Genomic DNA, 22,498 nt, shown 5'->3' on the forward strand with positions numbered 1-22,498 from the left:
CGCTGGGCGGGCCGGAGGCCGCGGCTGTGGAAGAGCGTCATCGACGAGCTGGAGACCGCCGAGGAGCAGAGCCGCGACAACGACGTGCTCACCCTGCAGTTCTGCGTGAACTACGGCGGGCGGGCCGAGATCGTCGACGCCGCCCGCCGCATCGCCGAGCTGGCCCGTGAGGGCCGGCTCGACCCGTCCCGGCTCACCGAGGACCGGTTCCGTCAGTTCCTCGACGAGCCGGAGATCCCCGACGTCGACCTGTTCGTGCGCTCGTCGGGGGAGCAGCGCACCTCGAACTTCCTGCTGTGGCAGTCGGCCTACGCCGAGATGGTGTTCCTGGACCGGCTGTGGCCGGACTTCGACCGCCGTGACCTGTGGCAGGCGGTGCAGATGTACGCCGACCGGGACCGCCGCTACGGCGGCGCGGTGCCCAACGAGGTGCGGGACCCGACCACGGCGCCCTGAGCCCGTCCGAGGCTCACGGCTGATCCCCCTTCGACAAGCTCAGGGCGTTCGGGTGGGCCCCGCTGCGGACCTGATCACAGCGCCCTGAGCCTGTCGAAGGCGGCGGCGGAAGCTCAGGAGGCCCGGTTCACCGCGGCGTTGATCGCCTTGAGGGTGGCGCGGGTGGTGTTGGCGTCGATGCCGACGCCCCAGACCACCACGGCCTCGTCCGGCTCGCCGACCTCGCACTCGACGTAGGACGCCGCGAGGGCGTCCCCGCCGGCCGACAGCGCGTGCTCGGAGTAGTCCAGCACCCGCACCCGGTGACCGAGCCCGGACAGCGCGTCCACGTAGGCCGAGACGGGCCCGTTGCCCTCACCGGTGATGGTGCGCAGGGTGCCCTGGTAGTGGACGCTGACGGTGAGCTGGTCCTCGGCGTCGCCGCCGGAGTGGGCCGCCACCTCGCCGAGGGCGAGCGGTCCGGCCGGCTCCAGGTACTCGTCGCGGAAGACGTCCCACAGCACCTCGGCGGTGATCTCGCCGCCCTCGGTGTCGGTGTGCTGCTGCACGACCCGGGAGAACTCGATCTGCAGCCGCCGCGGCAGGTCGAGGCGGTGCTCGCTCTTCATCAGGTAGGCCATCCCGCCCTTGCCGGACTGGGAGTTGACCCGGATCACGGCCTCGTAGGAGCGGCCGACGTCGTGCGGGTCGATCGGCAGGTAGGGCGCCTCCCAGGCGATGGTGTGCACGTCGGTGCCCTCGGCGGCGGCGCGCCGCTCGAGGTCCTCCAGACCCTTCTTGATGGCGTCCTGGTGGGAGCCGGAGAAGGCGGTGTAGACCAGGTCGCCGGCGTAGGGGTGGCGCGGGTGCACGGGCAGGTTGGTGCAGTACTCGACCGTGCGGCGGATCTCGTCGATGTCGGAGAAGTCGATCTGGGGGTCGATGCCCTGGCTGAACAGGTTCATGCCCAGGGTGACGAGGTCGACGTTGCCGGTGCGCTCACCGTGGCCGAACAGGCAGCCCTCGACCCGGTCCGCGCCGGCCATCAGCGCCAGCTCGGTGGCCGCCACCGCGGTGCCGCGGTCGTTGTGCGGGTGCAGCGAGATGGTGGTGTGCTCGCGGGCGTCGATGTGGCGGCCGAAGTACTCGATCTGGTCGGCGTAGGTGTTGGGCGTCGACATCTCCACCGTGGCCGGCAGGTTCAGGATGATCTCGCGGTCGGGCCCGGGCTGCCAGACGGCGCTGACGGCGTTGCAGACCTCGATCGCGAAGTCGGTCGGCGTCTGGGTGAAGATCTCCGGGGAGTACTGGTAGCCGAACTCGACGCCGTCCAGCTTCTCCTCGGCGTACTTCATCACCAGCTCGGTGCCGCGGGTGGCCAGTGCGATGCACTCGGCCTCGCTCATCCTGAACACCACCCGGCGGAACAGCTCGGCGGTGGCGTTGTACAGGTGCACGGTGGCTCGGTGGGCGCCGACCAGGGAGGCGACGGTGCGCTCGATCAGGTCCTCCCGGGCCTGGGTCAGCACCGAGATGGTGACGTCCTCGGGGACGCGGTCCTCCTCGATGAGCTGCCGGACGAAGTCGAAGTCGGTCTGGCTGGCCGAGGGGAACCCGATCTCGATCTCCTTGTAGCCCATCCGGACCAGCAGCTCGAACATCCGCAGCTTGCGCGACGGCGTCATCGGGTCGATCAGGGCCTGGTTGCCGTCGCGGAGGTCGGTGGACAGCCAGCGCGGGGCGGCGGTGATCTTGCGGGTGGGCCAGGTGCGGTCGGGGACGTCGACGGGCTCGAAGGCGCGGTAGCGGCCGAATGGCATCGGGCTGGGCTGCTGCACCGGGCGAGGCTGGACGCGGGTGCTGCGGGTGGGTGTGGTGCTCATGCTGGGGAACTCCTCAGGTGGTTCGTGGTGACGGCACGACGAACTCCGCAGCGAGGAGGCCGGTCAGAGGGACTGAGCCTCGCTGCGGCAGGTGAGGAGGAGCATCCGTGCCACGTCCAGCACCCTAACCCACGTCCGCCCGGTCCGCACCCCCCGGCCGTGCCCGTTGGGACCCGCGCCGGTGGGTAGTGGGGATGTCCACCCACCGAGGAGGAACCGTGCCGACGTCCATCGCCCGCCAGACCGAGCGGCAGCTGGGAGGACCGCGGAGCGTGCTGGTCCGCCAGCAGCGCGACCACCAGGAGCTGGACCGGCTCGTGCACGCCATCGACGCCTCGACAGGGCGCGAGCGGGAGGAGCTGCTCACCGACCTCGCCCGGCTGGTGTTCCCCCACGCCTTCGCCGAGGAGTCGGTGCTGTGGCCGGTGATCCGCCGGGCGATGCCGGAGGGGCGGGAGCTGACGCTGCAGGTGGAGCAGGAGCACCAGGAGATCAACGAGCTCTGGTCGCAGCTGGAGCAGACCACGCCGGGCGACGGGCGGCACGAGCAGCTGTGGCCGCGGATCGTGGGGCTGCTGCGCGAGGACGTCCGTGACGAGGAGGACGAGTTGCTGCCGCGGCTGCAGGAGCGGGTGGGACGCCGCGAGCTCGTCCGGATGGGCCTGGCCTGGGAGGCGGTGCGCCGCATCGCGCCCACCCGCCCGCACCCCGTGGTGGCCCGCCGTCCGCCCGGTAACGCGGTGGCCGCCCTGCCGCTGACGGTGCTGGACCGCTCCCGTGACGCGCTGGACCGCATCAGCCGCCGGAGCGAGGGTCGGGTCTCCCGGGTCGCCGGCCGGCTCAGCTCGGTCGCCGCCGGGCTCGCCGGACGGCTGGAGCACGTCCCGCCGATGACCGTCGGGGAGGATCCGAGCACCCGGGCCGGGCGCACCGGACGCGGCTGAGCGGGTGCGGACCGGTGGCGACCCGCACGGTCCGGGGCCGCGCGGGGGGCAAGGCGATCAGTCGCTCACCCGACGACCTCCGGGTGCAGGTCGGGGCCGGAGAAGAGGTAGGCCACGAAGGGCGTCGGCCCCTCGTTGCGCACCGTCACCCCGCGGACGGCGGTGTCGTGGACGACGACCAGCTCGTCCTCACCCGGACGCCGACCCCGCAGCCGGTGACCCGCCCACACCCCCTCCCCCGCCCAGGCGAACACGCTGTAGACGCCGGGCTCGACCAGCTCCGCAACCTGTCCGGGCTCGACCGTGATGCGCTGGCCGCTGAACTTGGGGCTGCCGTGGAACACCCACTCCCGCCGACCCCAGGGCACCGGCGCCCCGACCGGCCGCGGCGAGAGGTGGCTCAGCCGGTACAGGTCCGGCGCACCGTTGCGCTCCCAGTCGACGAAGCCCAACGGGCACCGCTCGCCGTCACGGCGCCGGTCCTCGGGCCGGACGTCCTTGAACAGCAGCTCCTTGCTGATGATCCGCCCGGCGTTGAGGGCCTGGAACATGGCCAGCACGTCGGAGTCCTCCTGCAGCTCCAGGGTGAGCGCCGTGCCCGGACCGTGCAGCACCCCCGAGGGCACCCAGAACCCCTCCCCGGGCACCTGCAGGTAGGCCGAGGACGTCCGCAGCACCAGGTCGCTGTCCCAGTCGACGAGGTAGGGCAGCAGCGCCTCCTCCCGCAGCCCCGTGGCCACCGTCGGGTGCACGCCGAGGAAGGTCTCGGGGTGGGCGCCGAGGTCGGCCCCGTCGAGGAAGTGGTAGGCCTCGTCCTTGGGACGCCGCCCCACCAGCGCGGCATAGTGCTCGGGCGGGTGGATGTGGAACGGCAGCCGGGCGGCGTAGTCGAAGATCTTGGCCAGCCGTCCCAGCCCCTGCGGGTGGGTGCGGGCGTAGTCGGTCCCCAGCACCAGGTGCGGTGCGGCGCGGACGGCCTCGGCCAGCAAGAGCGGCGCCCCGTCGTCGGTGACGACGGCCGACAGGCCCTCGTCCGGCACGCCGACCCGGTTGTCGGCCGGTGTCGTGGAGGCGAGCCAGCGCTCGCAGATGGCACCGCGCTCGCCGCGGTCGTAGTCGTCCCCGGGCAGCCCCAGCCGGCGTCCCGGCGGGAGGAAGTCCCGGGCCACCCACGCCGGCTCGAGCGCGAGCACCCCACCGGAGTCGGCGAGCAGCCGCTCCACCCGGGCTGATGTCGCCTCCCCCGCGACCACGTCAGCCCTTCAGACCGCTGACGGCGATGCCCTGGATGAACTGGCGCTGGAAGATGATGAACACGACGATCATCGGCAGCGAGGCGATGACCGAGCCCGCCATCAGGACGTCCCACTGGGTGCGGTTCTCCACCACGAACAGCGCCAGACCGAGCGGTGCGGTGTACTTGTCGGGGCTGCTGACGATGATGAGCGGCCAGAAGAAGTCCTCCCAGGCCCCCTGGAAGGTGAAGATGCCGGTCGCGGCCAGCGCGGGGCGGCACAGCGGCAGCACGATCCGGGCGTAGATCCGCAGCTCCGAGGCCCCGTCGATCCGGGCGGCGTCGAGCAGCTCGTCGGGGATCGAGACCATGTACTGGCGGAGCAGGAAGATGCCGAAGGCGCTCACCGCCCCGGGCAGGATGAGCCCGTAGTAGGAGTCCAGCCAGCCCGACCCACCCTGGCCGAAGATGTCGTTGCCGCCGAACAGCGGGACGTGCTTGAGCACGAGGTAGTTCGGGATGAGCGTGATCTGGCCCGGGATCATCATCGTGATGAGGAACAGCGCGAAGATGAGGTCGCGTCCGGGGAACTGCCGCTTGGCGAAGACGTAGGCGGCCAGGGAGTTGAAGAACAGCTGCAGCACCGTCACCGAGGTGGCGACGAAGGCGCTGTTGAGGAACCAGCGCCAGGCCTGCGGGCCGCCGGCGAACTCCTGCCCGATGCCCAGGAACTGCCGGTAGCCGTCGAGCGAGGGATCCTGGGGGATCCACTGCGGCGGGTAGGAGAACATGTCGCCGATGCGCTGGAACGACGCGCTGACCAGCCAGGCGAACGGGGCGACGAACAGCAGCGCCCCGGGCACCAGCACCAGGTAGGCGAGCCACAGCCAGGTGCGACGCCGTCGCCCCGGGGGGATGCCGGGGTCGGGCAGCGCGGTCACGACCTCGACGGGCTGGGGCGGCTGCGGGGCGGTGGTCGTGCTCACTGCTCCCCCTTCCGGTACAGGTGCAGCTGGACGAGGGTGAACACGAACAGCAGGGCGAACAGCCCGAAGGCGAGCGTGCTGGCGTAGCCGAACTCGTAGAACTTGAAGGCCGCGTTGTAGATGAAGTAGACGACGGTGGTCGTCCGCTCCACCGGTCCGCCGCTGGTCATGATGAAGATCTGGGTGAAGACCTGGAAGGAGTTGATGATCCCGATGACGAGCAGGAACACCGTCGTCGGGCGCAGCTGGGGGATGGTGACGTGCCACAGCTGCTGCAGCCGGGTGGCCCCGTCCACGCGCGCGGCCTCGTACAGCTGGAACGGGACGGCCTGCAGCGCCGCCAGGTAGATCACCATCGAGAAGCCGACGCCGGACCAGATGCTCATCGCGATGACCGACGGCATCGCCAGGTCGGGGTCGGCCAGGAAGAGCAGCGGCGACTCGATGATGCCGGTCTGCATCAGGTAGTAGTTGAAGAGGCCGAAGTCGCCGTTGTAGAGCCACTTCCAGACGATCGCGATGACCACGAAGGGCGTCACCACGGGCAGGAAGTACAGCGTCCGGATGATGCCGCGCCCCCGCAGCGGCAGGTTGAGCAGCAGGGCCACCAGCAGCCCGATGGCCATCGTCACCGGCACCGAGACGCCGGTGAAGTAGAAGGTGTTGACGATCGAGCGCAGGTAGCTCTCGTCGGCCAGCATGTCTGAGTAGTTCTGCAGCCCGACGAAGGGCCGCTCGGGCTCGATGATGCTCCACTCGTGGAAGGTCAGGTAGAAGGCGAAGACCAGCGCGAAAACCGTGAACACCATGAACAGCAGGAGCGGGACGGCCAGGAAGCCGTAGGCACTGCCGTTGCGGCGCACCCGCCACCACAGGCCGTGCCGGTGCCGGCTGACGGTGGTGGCGGGTGCGGTCGCGGTGGTCACGAGCGCAGCTTCTCCGCCTCCGCGGCGGCGTTGTCGAGCGCCTGGGAGGCGGTCTGCTCCCCGTACATCGCGCTGCCGAGCTGGGTGTTGAGCTCCTCGCTGATCCGCGGCCAGGCCGGATCGGTGATGTTGTAGTTGACCCCGCACTCCATCAGGTCGGCGAAGGTCTGCAGCACCGGCTTCGTCTCAACCAGCTCGGGCGAGTCGAGCAGGGACTGCCGCGGTGGCAGCAGCGTGCCCTCGGACCGGAAGGTCCACTCGGCCATGTTGTCGGGCTCGGAGAGGAACTCCAGCCACTTCCAGGCGGCGTCCTGCTCCTCGCCCTGGGCGAACATCACCAGGGCGTCACCGGCGATGGTGGTCGCGCAGCCGGCCTTGCCCTCCGGCAGCGGCGCGCTGGCCCACTTGTCCTTGAGGTCGGGGAACTCCTCGTCGAGCACGCCGGCGAACCAGGCGCCGGCCATGTACATGCCCACCTGGCCGTTGGCGAAGGCCAGCCGCGCGTCGTAGGAGTTGGAGTTGAGGTAGTCCGGCGGCGCGTACTGCGTGAGCCCGACGTAGAACTCCGCGGCCTCCTTGGCCTCCGGGGCGTTGAACAGGATCGTCTGCTCGTCCTCCGACAGCAGGGTGCCGCCGTTCTGCCAGAGCCAGGGGTAGAAGTAGTACTCGGCCTCCGGTGCGAACACCGGGAAGGCGTACCGCTTGGCCGCCGGGTCGGTGAGCTTCTGCGAGACCTCCTCGAACTCCTCCCAGGTGGCCGGCGGCTCGCTGATGCCGGCCTCCTCGAAGAGGTCGGTGCGGTAGAAGAGCCCGGTCGACTCGCCGTCGAAGGGCAGCCCGTGCATGCCACCCTCCACCTCGGTGAAGGCCCTGAAGGCGGGCACGTAGTCGTCGGCGCTGACGACCTCGCTGCGGCTGATGTAGTTGTCGAGGTTGACCAGCGCCCCGCGGGAGGCGAAGTTGGCGACCGTGCCGGCGTCCACGTACGCGGCATCGGGCGGGTTGCCGCCGGCGATCTGGGTGGTGAGCTTCTTCTCCGACTCCTCCGCGGGCACGTTCTGGAACTCGACGGTGATGTTCGGGTGCTGCTCGCGGAACTTCGCGTACAGCCGCTTCATACCGTCCTGCTCACCCACCCAGGACGAGAAGGTGATGGTGACGGGCTCGGCGGGCTCGGGCACCGGCCCGCTGGCCGTCGACCCACCCCCCGCCGGTCCACCACCCCCGCCGCCGCAGGCGGCCAGCAGGGTGAGCGCGGTCCCCGCGGCGAGGACACTCAGGGTGCGGGACGTTCTCCAGTTCCTCATCGAACTGCCTCTCGGGTCGTCAGGACCCCACGTCAGCGTTGGTCCAAATCGATTGGCCCCGGGTCCCGCTGCGGACACTGCTACACCGCTCCCGGGCTGTCAAGACCCCGGTGGAGCGGCAGGGACCGGCCGGTCCCGGCGTTCAGCCCGGCACGGCGACCCGACGGAAGGCCTCCGCGTACCGGGCCCCGACCCGCTCCCCGGCCCGAAGCATCGGCGGCTCGACCCGCTCGCCGAACAGCCAGTCCCGGTCACCGCGGGCCTCGCCGTTCTGGCTGTGGTGGCACCACACCGCGTCCATCTTCCGCTGCGCCTCCGAGGTGACGTCGACGTACCGGTCGGCCCCGCGACCGACCGGGAACCACACCTCCGAGACGGTGTGCGGCTGCAGACCCTCCCCGGCCAGCTCGGGGTGGATGCGGGGCATGATCGCCTCGGGGTAGACCGCCTGCAGCGTCGCCTCCCCCACCGCGATGTGGTCGCCGTGCGACCACTCCAGGGGCGCGTCCAGGTCGCGGAACGGGGTCATGGTGAGGACCAGCTGCGGCTGTGACCGCCGGATCTCGCGGACGATGTCGCGCTTGAGGGCGACGTCGACCCGGAGCTCGTCGTTGTGGCGACCTAGCAGCACCACCTCGGACACACCGAGCACGCGGGCGGCCGCGCGCTGCTCGGCGGCTCGGGTCGCGGCCAGGTCGGCGTCGCTGACGCCGAGGTCGACGCCTCCGCTCGCCCCGTCGGTGACGACCACGTAGTCGACCCGCGCACCCCGCTCGGTGAGACGGGCGACCGTGCCGCCGCACATCCACTCGGCGTCGTCGCAGTGCGCCACCACCACCAGCGCCCGCTCGACCTCGTCCAGGTCCATCCCACCCTCCCCGCCGTCCGTGCCGCGCTCTCGACCAATCGATTGGCACTCAACCACCGAGCGGTCGCCGGCGCCAGGGACCCGACGGGTTGACCTGTGGCCGTCAGCAGTTACGCTGCCTCCGCGCACTCCGGTGCCGTACCCCCACGACCCCGGTCGGAGGCGTGCGACCCCGGGCAGGCACGCGGCCGCGGACCCACCCGACCGGGCCGGCCTCGTCGGAGCAGCGCACCCCGCGTGGACACCGTCCGCCCGCACCGGAAAGGCCCGACCTGACCAGCACCCCGCCGAGCACGGCCCGTGTGACCATCGCCGACGTCGCCCGCGCCAGCGGGGTGAGCACGACGACGGTCTCGCACGTCCTCACCGGCAAGCGTCCGGTCGCCGCCGCCACCCAGGAGCGGGTGCGCCACGCCGTGGCGGAGCTGGGCTACCGGCCGAGCCGGGTGGCCCGGCAGCTGCGGATGGGCAGCTCGCAGGTCGTGGCCGTCGTCGTCCCCGACATCACGAACCCGTTCTACGGCCAGCTCACCCGCGGTCTCGCCGACGCACTCGGCGCCCCGTGGGGCAGCTACGTCTGCAACACCGACGGCTCGGCCGCCCGCGAGCAGTTCTTCCTCTCCGACGCCGTCGCCCGCGGCGTCGACGGCATCGTCATCTCCTCGGCCGGGGCGACCGGTGAGCTGGCGGTGGGGCCGGACTGGCCACCGCTGGTCACCGTGGGCGGCGGTCTGGAGGAGGTGTCGGTGGACGGGGTGCTGCCCGCCGACCGCGAGGGGGCCTACGCGGCCGTGCAGCACCTGCTCGCCCGCGGCGCCCGGCACGTGGCGATGGTCGTCGGCTCCCGGGCGACCGCCAGCCACCGGCTCGAGGGGTACCAGGAGGCGCTGCGCGACCACGGGCTCGAGCCCGCCGACGACCTGGTGGCACCCGGCGACTTCACCCGCCAGGGCGGGCGGGTCGCGATGACCCGCCTGATGCGGCGGGACCCCCGTCCGGACGCGGTCTTCTGCGCCAACGACCTGATGGCCATCGGCGCCCTCGACGCCGCCCGGGAGCTGGGCCTGCGCGTCCCCGACGACGTCCGCCTGGTCGGCTTCGACGACATCGAGGCCGCCGCGATGGTCAGCCCCGCGCTGACCACGGTGGTCAACCCCGCATACCAGAGCGGGTGGGCCGCCGGGGACCTGCTCAAGGACCGGCTGGTCCGCGGGGTCGACGGCCCGCGCCGCACGGTCAGCCTGCCCTGCCGGCTGGTGGTGCGCGAGTCCGGCTGAGGGCCCGGGCGCCCTGTGCCGACGAATCCCCGGCGACCGCGTGGACCCGAACAGCTCGACCTCTTCCCAACACCGACGACGACGCGCTAGCGTCCCTGCCATGCACTGGCGCAAATCGATTGGCACCCGGATCGGCACCGAGCCTTCGGCGGCCACGACCCGCCCCGGCCAGACCGGCGGCGCGCTGCCGCGACGGACTCTCCTCACCGGTGCCGCGGCCCTGGCCGGCGGCACGGTCCTCGCCCCGACCGTCTCCACCGCCACTCCCCGGCACGACCCGGCGGAGGCCGCCGGCGTCCCGCTGTGGCGGCTGGCCGCCGACCGCGGGCTGGCCTTCGGCACCGCCGCCTCCACGCGGCTCTTCGAGGACGAGGCCTACAGCCGGCTGGTCGAGGAGCAGGCCGCCGTGCTGTTCACCGAGGACGACCTGCTCTGGTACAAGCTCAAGCCCACGCCGCAGGCCCCCCTCGACTTCAGCTACGCCGACGCCCTGTTCGCCCGGGCCGCCGAGCAGCGCCAGCTGGTCGTCGCCGCGCACCTGGTGTGGGACGAGGGCTTCGGCGACGGCTGGGCCGAGGACGACCTGTGGGGGCTGACCCGCCGTCAGGCGCGGACCCTGCTGCACGGCACGGCCGACGCGATGGTCGAGCGCTACCGCGGCCGGGTGGCCGGCTGGATCGCGGCCAACGAGGTCACCGACCCCGAGGGCGACCGCGGCTTCCGCACCGACGTCCCCTGGTACCAGACCATCGGACGCTCCTACGTCCGCGAGGTCTTCGAGCGAGCCCGCGACCGCGATCCCGGGGCCACCCTGGTGCTCAACGAGTTCGGGTTCGAGACGGTCAACGAGTACGGCGACCAACCGCGGGACCGCCAGCTCGCGACGCTGCAGGTGATCGACACCCTGCTCGCCCAGGGCACCCCGGTCGACGCGCTCGGGGTCCAGGCCCACCTGCTGGCCGAGGACTTCGCCGAGCGGTTCGACCCCCGCGCCTACCGGCGCTTCCTCAGCGAGGTCGCCGACCGCGGGCTGGAGGTGCTGGTCACCGAGCTCGACGTGCTCGACGACGGGTTGCCGCCCGACGTCAGCACGCGTGACCGGGCCGTGGCCGACGTCTACGCCCGCTACCTCGACGCCACCCTCGACCACCACGCGGTCAAGGCGGTGCTGACCTTCGGGCTGTCGGACCGCCACACCTGGCTGGAGGAGGACTACCCCCGCGAGGACGGCGCCGCCCGTCGCCCCTTGCCCTGGGACGAGGACCTCCGACCCAAGCCCGCCCTGCGCTCCCTGCGCCGCGGGCTGCGCGCGGCCCGCCGCCGCCGTCCGCTCTGGACGGCGGGACGCCGGTGAGCGCCACCGTCGCGGACCAGGGCGCCGCGCGACCCGTGCTGCGCGTCGGCGTCATCGGCCTGGGCGAGGTGGCCCAGGTCGTGCACCTGCCGGTGCTCGCCTCGCTGCCCGACCTGTTCGAGGTGCGCGCGGTCTGCGACCTCTCCCCCACCCTGGTCCAGCAGGTCGGCGACGCCTTCGGGGTGCCGCACCGCTACGCCACCGCGACGGAGCTCATCGGCGCCGGCGACCTGGACGCCGTCCTCGTCCTCAACAGCGACGAGTACCACACCGAGTGCGCGGTGGAGGCGCTCGAGCACGGGCTGCACGTGCTGGTGGAGAAGCCGATGTGCCTCTCGCCCCGGGAGGCCGAACGGGTGATCGAGGCCCGCGACCGCAGCCAGCGGACCCTGATGGTCGGCTACATGCGCCGCTTCGCCCCGGCCTTCCTCGAGGCCAAGGCGCTGCTGCCCGAGCTCGGCGGGATCACCTTCGCCCGGGTGCACGACGTGATCGGGCGCAACCAGCTCATCGTCGACCAGACCTCGCACGTCATCCGCCCCACCGACCTGGGCCGGGCGGCCCTGGAGGAGCGCTGGGAGCGCGGGCGCCGGCTGGTCACCGAGGCGATCGGCGACGTCCCGGCTCCGCTGGCCGGGGCCTACCGCTTGCTCTGCGGTCTCGGCAGCCACGACCTGTCGGCCATGCGGGAGCTGCTCGGCCCGCCCGCGGGCGTCCACGCGGCCCGGATGTGGCGCGACGGCGGCTGGATCGCCGCCCTGCTCGACTACGGCGACCACGTCGTCTCCTACGAGACCGGGGTCGACGAGCAGGTCCGCTTCGACGCCCACCTGGAGGTCTTCGGCCAGCACGCCAGCCTGCGGGTGCAGTACGACACCCCCTACGTCCGCCACCTCCCCACCACGCTGCACGTGGAGCGCACCGACGGCGAGGCGCTCACCCGTTCGGTGCTCCGCCCCCACCTCAAGGACCCCTACACCTACGAGCTCGAGGACTTCCACGCCTGCATCACCACCGGGCGCGCCCCGAAGACCAGCGCCGAGGACTTCGTCGCCGACCTCGACCTCTTCGCCGAGCTCGTCCGGCACCTGCAGAAGTAGACCCGCACCCGACCACGGAGACCACCGATGACCAGCACCGCCACCGACATCGACGTCGAGCGCTTCCGCCGCGAGGGCTACCTGCTCCCGCAGCGCCAGCTCTTCTCCCCCGAGAAGCTGGACGCCCTCGAGGCCATCTTCGACGAGCACCTCGCCGACAAGGGCGCCAAGCTCTCCGACGAGCTCGACACCCCGCACTTCCGCGACCCACGACTGCTGGAGTTCCTGCTCAGCGAGGAGGTCCTGGACACCGTCGAGCCGCTGGTCGGGCCCGACATCGCGCTGTGGACCAGCCACTTCATCTCCAAGGACCCCTTCACGGGCCGGGCCACCCCCTGGCACGAGGACTCCGCCTTCTGGAACGGCCGGCTCAGCGGCTACGACCGGATCGTCACGGTGTGGCTCGCCCTCGGCCCCAGCAACCGCGAGAACGGCTGCATGCGGGTCGTCCCCGGCTCCCACCTCGGCGGCGGCTTCTCCGAGGGCTACGTGGCCACCGACATGAGCGTGCAGACCTTCCACGCCCAGCTGGAGGGGGTCGACGAGAGCCGGGCGGTCGACTTCGAGCTGCGCCGCGGGGAGTTCTCGGTGCACGACGGGCGGATCGTGCACGGCGCGAAACCCAACACCAGCAGCATCCGACGCACCGGCTACACCATGCGCTACTTCCCCGCCTCGGTGCGGGTGCTGCCGGTGGAGCAGAACGCCGGCTGGAAGATCTGGTTGGCCCGCGGTGAGGACCGCGCGGGCAACCGCTACGAGAACGTCTGACCCGGCCAGCGCCCGACCGACCAGCCAGAGACGAGGTCCGCCCCGTGGAGCGCGGTGTCTACTTCGACGCGTGGTACCCCCGCCAGCACTGCTACCACCCGAGCCTGCCGCCACGGCGGCTCAGGATGGTCGACGACCTGGTCGACTACCGGGCCACGGTGCTGGTGTGGTCGGCCCTGGGCGGGGGCTCGCTCTCGCTGCCCTACCTGGAGCAGGAGGCCTTCGGCGACGTCGGCGCCCGCGCCCGCTTCTACGGGTTCGTCAACGACGCCGAGTTCATCGCCGCCTGCCAGGCCCGCGGGATCAAGGTGCTGGGCATCGTCTTCGAGGCCCAGGGCTGGGAGTTCCCCGTCGAGCTGGACGAGGACGAGACCACCGTGCTGGCGCTCAACGAGCTCCGCGGCGTGGGCCGGCGCGGCTGGCTGGGGCTGCGGGAGTTCTCCTCCGACCGCTACCCGCGGCTGTGGCCGTCGGTCTCGACCTACTTCCCCGACGGGCTGGTCAACAGCGACGGGGAGCCGGTGACCGACCTCATCGAGGAGTGCGTGGCCCGCGACATCCACGGCAACCCCTGCCACGCCCGCTGGGTGGAGTGCCCCGACCGCGAGCACCAGTGCTTCTACATGGACCGCAACAACCCGGTGTGGCGGGAGTACCTCAAGGCCGTGATCAGGATCCAGGTCGACGCCGGGGTGGACGGCGTCCAGCTGGACGAGGCCGAGCTGCCGATGGGGGCCATGCAGTACGGCGCCTGCTTCTGCCGCGACTGCACCCGCGGCTTCCGCGAGCACCTGCGTGCCCTGCCGGCCGACCGCCGTCCGGGTGAGCTGGACGGTGTGGACCTGGCGACCTTCGAGTACGGGCCGTGGTTGCTGGAGCGGGGCCACGACTTCCGGATCGACCAGAAGGACGCGCCGCTGTTCGGGGAGTACTACGCCTTCCAGTGCCGCGCGATCGCCACCCACTTCGCCGAGCTGGCCGAGCACGCCCGCGCCTACGGTCGCGAGCGGGGCCGTGAGGTGCTGGTCTCGGGCAACTTCTTCAACCTCGACGCCCACTACCTCCCGCTGGCCGAGCAGGTCGACCTCATCGTCACCGAGATGCGCAACACCACCTACCGGCAGCCGGAGTGGTACCGCTACGCGGCCGGCTTCGCCCGGCTGGTCGGCGGCAAGGAGGTGGTGGTGGTCGAGAACCCCTACGGCGGGGTCGTCCCGGAGCTGGTGACGGCGTTGTCGCAAGGTCGCGGCCACGACCTGATGCGGCTCAGCCTGTGGGAGGCCGCCGCCTTCGGGGTGAACATGACCGTCCCCTACGGCTCGTGGATGGGAGCCACCCTGGAGGACTCCTTCTGGGCCCCGCACGAGCTGCTGGTGCAGGTGCAGGACTTCGTGGCCGCCACCGACGGGCTCCGCTCGGGCGCGGTCGGCGGGAACGAGCTGGCGGTCGTGCACAGCGTCCCGAGCCTGCGCGACCTGGTCGCGCGGGCCGACGCCAGCGACAACCTCCGCAACGCTCGCGACACCTCGGTGGTGGTGCCGTACCGGGTCACGACCGAGGCGCTCAGCCGGGCCGGGGTGCCGTTCGACGTGGTCGTGACCACCGACGGTGAGCTGCAGGCCGACCGGCTGGTCGCCGCCGACCTGGCGCCCTACCGAGTGGTCGTGCTGCCCGGGTGCTGGTGGCTGACCGAGCAGCAGGTCGACGTGCTCGTGGGCTACCTCGACGGCGGCGGACGGGTGGTGGTCACCGAGGAGCCGGCGCGCAACCTCCCCGACGCCCGCACCGAGGCGCTGCGCAGGCACCCGTCCCTCTCCCGCGCTGCCCTCGACGACACCGCGGCGATGCAGCCGGACGGGCCGCAGGTCCGCCTCGGCGCCCCGCTGGCGGTCAACCTGCACCTGCTCGCGGACGGGAGCCTGGCCTGCCACCTGGTCGACCACGGCTACGACGAGCGGGTGGACGCCGTCCCGGGCCACACCGACGTCGCGCTCGCCGTCCGGGTGCCGGCGCACCTGCGCACCGCCCGGCGGGCGCGGGTCGTCCGCCCGGGTGAGGCCGACCTGGTGGTGCCGGTCCGCCGCGAGGGCGACCACCTGTGCGTCGAGCTCCCCCGCACCGGGGTCTACACCGTCGTGGTGTGGGAGCTCGGGGAGGGGTCGGCATGAGACTGGCCGAGCTGCAGGCTGCCGGGCGCTTCGAGGTGCTCGACGTGCCGGTGCCCGAGCCGCGACCCGACGAGGTGCTGGTCGAGGTGGCCGCGTGCGGTGTCTGCGCCTCCGAGCTCAGTCACTGGACCGGCCGCTCCGGCTCCTACCCCGACCGGATCGGGCACGAGGTGGCCGGTCGGGTCGCCGCCGTCGGGAGCCAGGTGCGGGGGTGGACGCCCGGGGAGGCGGTCGCCGTGTGGACGACCGGCTCCGGCTACGCCGAGTACGTGCGGGTGCACGCGAGCTACTGCCGCCGGCTGCCTTCCGAGGTGCCCCCGACGCTGGGCCTGGTCGAGCCGCTGGCCTGCGCCGCCAACGCCGTCGAGCTGGCCGACGTCCGGCTGGCCGACGACGTGGTGGTGGTGGGAGCCGGGTTCATGGGGCTGCTGGTGACCCAGCTGGTCGCGCTGCGCGGCGCCCGCAGCGTGGTGGTGGCCGACACCCGCCCCGACGCGCTCGCGCTGGCGTCCAGGCTGGGCGCCACCCGCACCGTCGACGTCGCGCAGGAGCCGCTGGACCAGGCGGTGGCGGAGGTGACCGGCGGCGCCGGCGCCGACACGACCTTCGAGGTGACCGGCACCCAGGCCGCGCTGGAGACGATCGGCGAGGTCACCCGGATGAGCGGGTCGCTGGTGCTGGTGGGCTTCCACCAGGGCGAACCCCGCCGGGTGCCGCTGGAGCACTGGAACTGGATGGCGTTCGACCTCGTCAACGCCCACTTCCGCGAGGTGCGCACCATCATGCGCGGGATGGACGTCGGGATGGCGCTGCTCGCCTCGGGCCAGCTGCGGATGGACCCGCTCGTCACCCACCGCTTCGAGCTCGCCGACATCGACACCGCCTTCCGCACCGCGGTCGAGAAGCCGCCCGGCTTCGTCAAGGCCGTCGTCGAGGTGGCCCACCCGACCGCTGACCCGTCCTAGCCCCCGACCACCAGGAGGACACCGTGCCCGACACCGACACCGACCGCGACCTCACCGGGACGGTCGTCGCCGTCACCGGGGCGACCGCGGGCATCGGCCGCGCGACCGCCCGGCTGCTCGTCGCCGCCGGCGCCCGCGTGGCCGTGCTCGGGCGCCGTCGCGAGCGGCTCGCCGCACTGGTCGAGGAGCTCGGCGAGGAGGCTGTGACCACCGTGGCCGGCAACGTGGCAGACCCCGACGTGAACCACCGGCTGGTGAGCGCGGCCCTGGACCGCTTCGGGCGGCTGGACAGCGCCGTGGCCAATGCCGGCGTCGGCGCCTACGGCGGGATCATGGACCTCTCCGACGAGCAGATCTCCTCGATGACCGCGACCAACTACCTCGGCACGGTGTGGACCGTCCGGGCCGCCGTCCCGGTGCTGCGCGAGCAGGGCAGCGGCGGGGACATCGTGGTAGTCAGCTCGGTGGCCGGGCTGCGCGGTGGTGCCATCGAGGCGGTCTACGCGGGCACCAAGTTCGCCCAGGTCGGGCTGGCCGGTTCGCTGGACCGGGAGCTCCGGGCCGAGGGCATCCGGGTCAGCACGATCTGCCCGGCCGCGGTCTCGACCGAGTTCGCCCTGGGCGCCGGCCGGTCCGAGGGGGACGCCTGGCTGGAGGACGTGCTCACCGCCGAGGACGTCGCGGCCGCCGTGGTGGCGGTGCTGCGCCAGCCCCGGCGGCTGCGCACCCAGCAGTGGGTGCTGCGCAGCATGGCCGAGGAGAGCTGACGTGGATGCTGGCCCGGGGCGTCCGCTGACGGTGGACGCCGACGTCCACCAGTCGCTGCCCGACCTGACGCCGCACCTGCCCCGGCACTGGCGCGAGCGCTGGGCGGAGACCGGGCTCGGGGTCGGCACCGGCTACCACAACCCGCGCGGGGTGCTGCGCCAGGACACCCTCCCACCCGACGGCGGCCCGCCGGCCAGCGACCCGCTGTTCCTCCTCAGCGACCACCTCGACCGCTACGCGATCGACTACGCCGTGCTGACCGGTCCGTTCGTGCTCCCGCTGGGCCACGACCCCGACTACCTCGACGCCGTCGCCCGCGCCGTCAACGACGCCACCGCCGCCGACTGGCTCGGGGTCAGCCGCCGCTTCCGGGGTTCGGTGCTCGTCAACGCCGACGACCCCGGGGCGGCCGTGGCGGAGATCGAGCGGTGCGGCGATCGGGAGGCCGTGGTGCAGGTGCTGATGGCCACCACCACCCGAGAGCCCTGCGGCCGGCGTCGCTACCACCCCATCTACCGGGCCGCGGCCGAGCGGGGGCTGCCGGTCGCGCTGCACCCCGGGGCCGAGGGGGCCGGCGGCGCCGCCCCACCCACGCCGGTGGGCTACCCCTCGCGCTACCTGGAGTGGCACAGCCTGCTCCCGCTGACGGCGATGGCGCAGCTGGCCAGTCTGCTCTGCGAGGGCGTGTTCGAGGCGTTCCCCGACCTGCGGGTGGTGCTGGTGGAGGGCGGGGTGTCCTGGCTGCCGTCCCTGCTGTGGCGCCTGGACAAGAACTACAAGGCGCTGCGCGACACCACCCCCTGGCTGCGCCGGTTGCCCTCGGAGTACGTCGCCGAGCACGTCCGGCTCACCAGCCAGCCGATCGAGGAGCCGCCGCACCCCCAGCAGCTGGAGCAGGTGCTGGCGATGGTGGACGCCGGACGGACGCTGATGTTCTCCTCCGACTACCCGCACTGGGACAACGACAACCCCGAGGTGCTCTTCCGCCGGGTCGACCCGGCGGTCCGGGCCCGGATCATGGGGGGGACGGCTGCCGAGCTCTACGGCCTGGACGGTCCGCCGCCGCCCGAGCAGCTGCCTCCACACCGCAGCAGTGGGGCTGCGGACGTCCTGCAGCCGACGGGTACCACGAGTGAGTCGGGTGGTGGTGGCAGCAGAGGTGGATGTGCCCGAACGGGGTGTGCTGCTGGTGCAGGCGTCGGGGCTGGAGATCGGGCTGTTCCGCGTGCGCGGGCGGGTCGTTGCGTGGCGCAACCACTGCCCGCACCAGGCCGCGCCGGTCTGCCGCGGCCGGGTCACCGGGACGCTGCTGCCCTCGGCGGTGGCCGAGTACCGGCCCGGGCGCGACGGGGAGGTCCTGCAGTGCCCGTGGCACGGGTGGGAGTTCGACCTGCTGGACGGCCACCACCTCGCCTCCGGCTCGCGCGTGCGTCTGCGCGGCTACCCGGTCGAGGTGGAGGACGGGAACGTCGTGCTGCACCTCCCGGAGCGACCTGCACTCGACGCAGCGGGCCGAGGCGCCGCGACCCGGCCCCGACCCTGAGAACGTGTTCGTCGAGGGCGCCGGCGGGCCCGACACACCGCGCCACGCCGGACGTCACCGCAACGACATACGCGTTCTCAGGGGTTGGGCGGGTGGCCGTGCCCGCGCCGAACGCCTCGGACCGGGGTCAGAAGCCGAGGCGGTTGAGCGACTTGGCGTCGCGCTGCCAGTCCTTCATCACCTTGATCTTGAGATCCAGGTGGACCGGGGTGCCGAGCAGGGCCTGGATCTGCATCCGGGCGGCGGTGCCGACGTCGCGCAGCCGCGAACCCTTGTGGCCGATCATGATGCCCTTCTGGGAGTCGCGCTCGACCACCATCGAGGCGAAGACGTCGAGCAGCGGCTTGTCGTCCGGACGCCCCTCGCGCAGGCCCATCTCGTCGACGACCACCATGATCGAGTGCGGCAGCTCGTCGCGCACACCCTCCAGCGCGGCCTCGCGGATCAGCTCGGCCACCAGGGTCTCGTCGGGCTCGTCGGTGATCTCGCCGTCGGGGTAGTAGGCCGGGCCGGGCGGCAGCAGCCCGATGATCTCGTCGGCGACCACGTCGACCTGGTCGTCGGCGACCGCGGACACCGGGATGATGTGCTCCCAGCGCAGCCCCATCGACTCCTCCAGCGCGCCGATGGCGAGCAGGTGCTCACGCATCCGCGCCGGGGAGACCAGGTCGGACTTGGTGGCCAGCGCCACCAGCTTCGGCCGCTTGCGCAGCTCGGCGACCTGCTTGACCAGGTAGGTGTCACCCGGTCCGATGCGCTGGTTGGCCGGCAGGCACACCCCCACCACGTCGACCTCGGACCAGGTGGCCCGCACCACGTCGTTGAGCCGCTCCCCCAGCAGCGTCCGCGGCTTGTGCAGCCCCGGCGTGTCGATGAGCACCAGCTGGGCGTCTGGGCGGGTGACGATGCCCTTGACCGCGTGCCGGGTGGTCTGCGGCTTGGAGGAGGCGATCGCCACCTTGGAGCCGACGATGGCGTTGGTCAGCGTCGACTTGCCCGCGTTGGGACGGCCGACGAAGCAGGCGAACCCCGACCGGTGCTCGGTGGTCATCGCGCTCCTCTCTCGTCCTGGACGCCGCGGCCCGGCGCGTCGGCGATCCTAGTCCCCGCCACCGCCACCGCCACCGCCGCCGCCGTCACCGCCGCCGTCCGAGCCACCACCGCTGTCACCGCCGCCGGAGTCGTGGTGGACGCCGGCCTGCTGGTCGCCCCCGGACTCCCGGTTGCGGCCACGTCGACGCCTCCGCGCCACCCCCTCCTCGACGTCGACGTCGCCCGGCGCGTAGGCCTCCCGCAGCCGCTGGCGCCACCGCGGGCCCACCGCGTGGTCGACCAGGAGGAGCCCGGCCCCGGCCAGCAGCAGCACCGCCCCGACCAGGCCGCCGGTCGTCCACCAGCCCGCCACCTCCTCGGCGAGCGCGGCCACCAGCGGCAGCGGCGCCGCGGCGGCACCCGCCACCAGCAGCACCAGCCCCAGCAGCCGCTCCGGGCTCGTCAGGGTGAGCACCTCGGCGACGATCTCGCGGGACACCCGGGGCCGCCGCGGAGCCCGCGCCCCGCGCTGCAGCACGGTCCGCTGCACCACGGCGAGCAGCAGGACGAGCCCACCCCGGGCCAGGCCCAGCAGCAGCCCGACCACCAGCAGCGCGAAGGCCGTCGTCACCAGCCAGTCGATCGTGGTCTCGCCGGCCGCGTCGAGGGTGCGCGGGTCGCAGTCACGGCAGGGCTGGCGCAGCACCAGCCCGGGCACCCCCGCCAGCGCCGACAGCGAGGTCGCCGCACCGGCCGTGCGGCCCAGCCAGGAGGCGACGTGGCGTGCCCGCTGCGGACCGAGGTCGAGCACCTGCTCGCCCCAGCGCCCGGCCCGCCGGCGGTCGCGGTCGGTGTGCACGGCCCGCGGCAGGGTGGTCGCCCACGCCGACGCCACCGCCCGGGTGTGGTCCGACCAGCCGCGTCCGATCCGACGGGCGAGGACGATGCCGCCGACGCCGAACCCGCACACCAGCAGCGAGACCGCCAGCACCGTGAGCCCCTCCAGGTCGGGGTCCTCGAACAGGATCCAGACGCTGGCGAGCACCATGAACCCCGACAGCCCGGCCGTCCAGCCCGCGGCCGTCCCGAGGGTCCCGGACGGGCTGTCGGCGCGGACCGTCCGGCGCTGCGGGTCGACCGGCACCCGGTGCGGGGCCTCGGCCCCCCAGCGGCGCAGCGCGCCGACCTCGAGCCAGCGGTGCGCGGCGAAGGCGTAGCCGCCGAGCAGCAGGGCAGCCGCCCCGCCGCCGGCGTAGACGCCGACGGCCATCCGCGACACCCGGTCGATCCGCGACGCGACCACCGGGTACAGCTCGGTCAGCACGAGCATCGCGAACACCCCGACCAGGAAGACCGCCAGCCCGGCGGCCGCGGTGCACAGCAGCAACCGGGTCAGCAGGTCGACCAGCTGCACCGACCACGGCCAGCGGTGCTCGGTGAGGACGGGCGTCGCGCGGTGGTCGGGCGTGGTCACCCGCGGAGGCTAGCGGCGTCCGGGGGCGTCGTCGGCCGGCGACACCGCGTGCTCAGGCGCGGAGCCGGCCCTCGACCGCCTCGGCGGGCTCGGCCTCGACCAGGACGCCCCCGAGCTCGTCCTCGCCCGGGCCGGTCTCGGCGGTGGCGTCCTGCTGGTCGGCCACCCGCGACACGAGGACCGTCCCGATCCCCTTGCGCCGACCGGTGGCCCGTTCGGCCACCAGCTCCAGACCCTCGACCACCACCGTCGAGCCGTCGATCGGCACCCGGCCGAGGTGCTTGGCCAGCAGACCGCCGATGCTGTCGACGTCCTCGTCCTCCAGCCGCAGCCCGAACAGCTCGCCGACCTCGTCCACCGCCAGCCGCGAGGTCACCCGGTAGCGGCCGGGCCCGAGCTCGGTCACCGGGTCGACCTCGCGGTCGTACTCGTCGACGATCTCGCCGACGATCTCCTCCAGGATGTCCTCGATGGTGGCCAGCCCGGCGGTGCCGCCGAACTCGTCGACCACCATCACCAGGTGGCTGCGGGTCAGCTGCATCTCGCGCAGCAGCGCGTCCACCGGCTTGGAGTCGGGCACCCAGACGACGTCGCGCATCACCTTCGAGACCTTCTCCGAGGTCTCCGCGCGCGGGTTGTCGAACTGGCGTCGCATCAGGTCCTTGAGGTAGACCACGCCGACCACGTCGTCCAACCCCTCCCGGGTGACCGGGATCCGGCTGTAGCCCGAGCGCAGCGCCAGCGAGATGGCCTGGCGCAGGCTCCTGTCCTCCTCGATCGAGACGATCTCGGTGCGCGGCACCATCACCTCCTTGACGATGGTGTCACCGAGCTCGAAGACGGAGTGGATCATCCGCCGCTCGCGGGCCTCGATCAGCTCGCTGGCCTCGGCCATGTCGACCAGCTCGCGCAGCTCGGCCTCGCTGGAGAACGGTCCGTCGCTGAAGCCGCGGCCAGGGGTGAGGGCGTTTCCCAGCAGGATGAGCAGCTGCGGCACCGGGCCGAGCACGGTGGTCAGGGCCGAGAGCGGACGGGCCATCGCCACGGCCACCCGGTCGGCGTGCTGGCGGCCCAGCGTGCGCGGCGCCACCCCCCACAGCACGAAGGAGACGACGATCATCGCGCCGGCGGTGATCAGCCACTGCAGCCAGGCCGCCCCGATGAGGTCGAACACCACGTCGGCCACCAGCACGATGGCGGTGATCTCGCAGATGGTGCGCAGGAAGAGGGCGGTGTTGAGGTAGGGCGCCGGGTCCTGCAGCAGCTTCAGCAGCCGGGCCGCGCCGGTGCGGCCCTCGTCCACCAGCTCCTGCGCGCGGGCCTTGGAGAACGCGGTCAGCGCCGACTCGGCGGCGGCCAGCACCCCGGCCAGCACCGTGAGCACCCCGGCGACGACGAGCAGGACGACGGAGGTCTGGGTCATCGTCGGCTCCCGGGAGCAGTGCGTCGCGGGCGGCCGTCGC

The 22,498-nt window shown here is 72.7% G+C and carries 19 protein-coding genes and 1 pseudogene; 11 read left to right on the forward strand and 9 right to left on the reverse strand.

From position 1 onward, the window contains the following. A partial coding sequence (gene uppS, locus DVA66_RS02410; protein ID WP_114558609.1) for a polyprenyl diphosphate synthase occupies positions 1–456 on the forward strand: 456 nt, incomplete at its 5' end. Positions 457–569: 113 nt separating this feature from the next. Here uppS and leuA read toward each other — a convergent pair. Continuing rightward, complete coding sequence (leuA, locus tag DVA66_RS02415) at positions 570–2,318, reverse strand: 2-isopropylmalate synthase (protein ID WP_114558610.1); 1,749 nt, start codon at positions 2,316–2,318, stop codon at positions 570–572. Between the two features lie 218 nt (positions 2,319–2,536). On the opposite strand from leuA, the gene DVA66_RS02420 reads away from it, so the two are divergent. Next, the gene (locus DVA66_RS02420) at positions 2,537–3,262 is read left to right on the forward strand and encodes a hemerythrin domain-containing protein (protein ID WP_114558611.1); all 726 of its coding nucleotides are present in this window, start codon (positions 2,537–2,539) and stop codon (positions 3,260–3,262) included. 65 nt (positions 3,263–3,327) lie between these two features. Here DVA66_RS02420 and DVA66_RS02425 read toward each other — a convergent pair whose 3' ends face one another. From DVA66_RS02425 to DVA66_RS02445, 5 genes are all read right to left on the reverse strand, one after another. Further along, positions 3,328–4,515 carry a hypothetical protein gene (locus DVA66_RS02425; protein WP_157973787.1) on the reverse strand — a complete coding sequence of 396 codons (1,188 nt, stop codon included), beginning with the start codon at positions 4,513–4,515 and terminating at the stop codon, positions 3,328–3,330. 1 nt (position 4,516) lies between these two features. Beyond that, on the reverse strand, positions 4,517–5,482 hold the full coding sequence (locus tag DVA66_RS02430; protein WP_114558613.1) for a carbohydrate ABC transporter permease: 966 nt from the start codon (positions 5,480–5,482) through the stop codon (positions 4,517–4,519). Continuing rightward, positions 5,479–6,408, reverse strand: a complete 930-nt coding sequence (locus DVA66_RS02435; RefSeq protein ID WP_114558614.1) for a carbohydrate ABC transporter permease — start codon at positions 6,406–6,408, stop codon at positions 5,479–5,481. Before DVA66_RS02435 ends, DVA66_RS02430 begins: the two co-directional genes overlap by 4 nt. Further along, positions 6,405–7,715 carry an ABC transporter substrate-binding protein gene (locus tag DVA66_RS02440; protein WP_114126693.1) on the reverse strand — a complete coding sequence of 437 codons (1,311 nt, stop codon included), beginning with the start codon at positions 7,713–7,715 and terminating at the stop codon, positions 6,405–6,407. The genes DVA66_RS02435 and DVA66_RS02440 overlap by 4 nt, the downstream gene beginning before the upstream one ends. Before the next feature lie 142 nt (positions 7,716–7,857). Continuing rightward, the gene (locus DVA66_RS02445; protein WP_114558615.1) at positions 7,858–8,583 is read right to left on the reverse strand and encodes a PIG-L deacetylase family protein; all 726 of its coding nucleotides are present in this window, start codon (positions 8,581–8,583) and stop codon (positions 7,858–7,860) included. Positions 8,584–8,885: 302 nt separating this feature from the next. Here DVA66_RS02445 and DVA66_RS02450 point away from each other — a divergent pair, with 302 nt between their 5' ends. The 9 genes and pseudogenes from DVA66_RS02450 (at position 8,886) to DVA66_RS02490 (ending at position 18,529) form a co-directional block, all read left to right on the forward strand. After that, positions 8,886–9,860 (forward strand): LacI family DNA-binding transcriptional regulator, encoded by a 975-nt coding sequence (locus tag DVA66_RS02450; protein WP_157973788.1) that lies wholly within the window; start codon positions 8,886–8,888, stop codon positions 9,858–9,860. A 100-nt stretch (positions 9,861–9,960) separates the two neighbouring features. Then, positions 9,961–11,214 carry an endo-1,4-beta-xylanase gene (locus DVA66_RS02455; protein ID WP_114558617.1) on the forward strand — a complete coding sequence of 418 codons (1,254 nt, stop codon included), beginning with the start codon at positions 9,961–9,963 and terminating at the stop codon, positions 11,212–11,214. Then, positions 11,211–12,314: a Gfo/Idh/MocA family protein gene (locus tag DVA66_RS02460; RefSeq protein ID WP_114558618.1), complete on the forward strand. Its 1,104-nt coding sequence runs from the start codon at positions 11,211–11,213 to the stop codon at positions 12,312–12,314. Before DVA66_RS02455 ends, DVA66_RS02460 begins: the two co-directional genes overlap by 4 nt. Positions 12,315–12,341: 27 nt before the next feature. Beyond that, positions 12,342–13,085 (forward strand): phytanoyl-CoA dioxygenase family protein, encoded by a 744-nt coding sequence (locus tag DVA66_RS02465; protein WP_114558619.1) that lies wholly within the window; start codon positions 12,342–12,344, stop codon positions 13,083–13,085. Positions 13,086–13,129: 44 nt separating this feature from the next. Further along, on the forward strand, positions 13,130–15,253 hold the full coding sequence (locus DVA66_RS20740; protein ID WP_157973789.1) for a hypothetical protein: 2,124 nt from the start codon (positions 13,130–13,132) through the stop codon (positions 15,251–15,253). Continuing rightward, positions 15,250–16,218 carry a zinc-binding dehydrogenase gene (locus DVA66_RS02475; protein WP_114558620.1) on the forward strand — a complete coding sequence of 323 codons (969 nt, stop codon included), beginning with the start codon at positions 15,250–15,252 and terminating at the stop codon, positions 16,216–16,218. The genes DVA66_RS20740 and DVA66_RS02475 overlap by 4 nt, the downstream gene beginning before the upstream one ends. A 23-nt stretch (positions 16,219–16,241) precedes the next feature. After that, positions 16,242–16,985 carry an SDR family oxidoreductase gene (locus DVA66_RS02480; protein ID WP_114558621.1) on the forward strand — a complete coding sequence of 248 codons (744 nt, stop codon included), beginning with the start codon at positions 16,242–16,244 and terminating at the stop codon, positions 16,983–16,985. 31 nt (positions 16,986–17,016) lie between these two features. Next, positions 17,017–18,024 (forward strand): annotated as a pseudogene (locus tag DVA66_RS22075) (amidohydrolase family protein); the annotation flags it as partial. 103 nt (positions 18,025–18,127) lie between these two features. Next, positions 18,128–18,529, forward strand: a complete 402-nt coding sequence (locus DVA66_RS02490) for a Rieske (2Fe-2S) protein (RefSeq protein ID WP_232821709.1) — start codon at positions 18,128–18,130, stop codon at positions 18,527–18,529. A gap of 127 nt (positions 18,530–18,656) precedes the next feature. Here the strand turns inward: DVA66_RS02490 and era are convergent, their stop codons facing one another. Genes era through DVA66_RS02505 form a run of 3 tightly spaced genes read right to left on the reverse strand, consistent with a single transcriptional unit; the run spans position 18,657 to position 22,458 of the window. After that, complete coding sequence (era, locus tag DVA66_RS02495; protein ID WP_114558623.1) at positions 18,657–19,580, reverse strand: GTPase Era; 924 nt, start codon at positions 19,578–19,580, stop codon at positions 18,657–18,659. 48 nt (positions 19,581–19,628) lie between these two features. Next, complete coding sequence (locus DVA66_RS02500; RefSeq protein WP_114558624.1) at positions 19,629–21,035, reverse strand: hypothetical protein; 1,407 nt, start codon at positions 21,033–21,035, stop codon at positions 19,629–19,631. 52 nt (positions 21,036–21,087) lie between these two features. Further along, a complete protein-coding gene (locus DVA66_RS02505; protein WP_114558625.1) occupies positions 21,088–22,458 on the reverse strand; it encodes a hemolysin family protein in 1,371 nt (456 codons plus the stop codon). Positions 22,459–22,498 lie beyond the last annotated feature (40 nt).

Source organism: Desertihabitans aurantiacus, from assembly GCF_003344635.1.
GTDB lineage: Bacteria > Actinomycetota > Actinomycetes > Propionibacteriales > Propionibacteriaceae > Desertihabitans > Desertihabitans aurantiacus.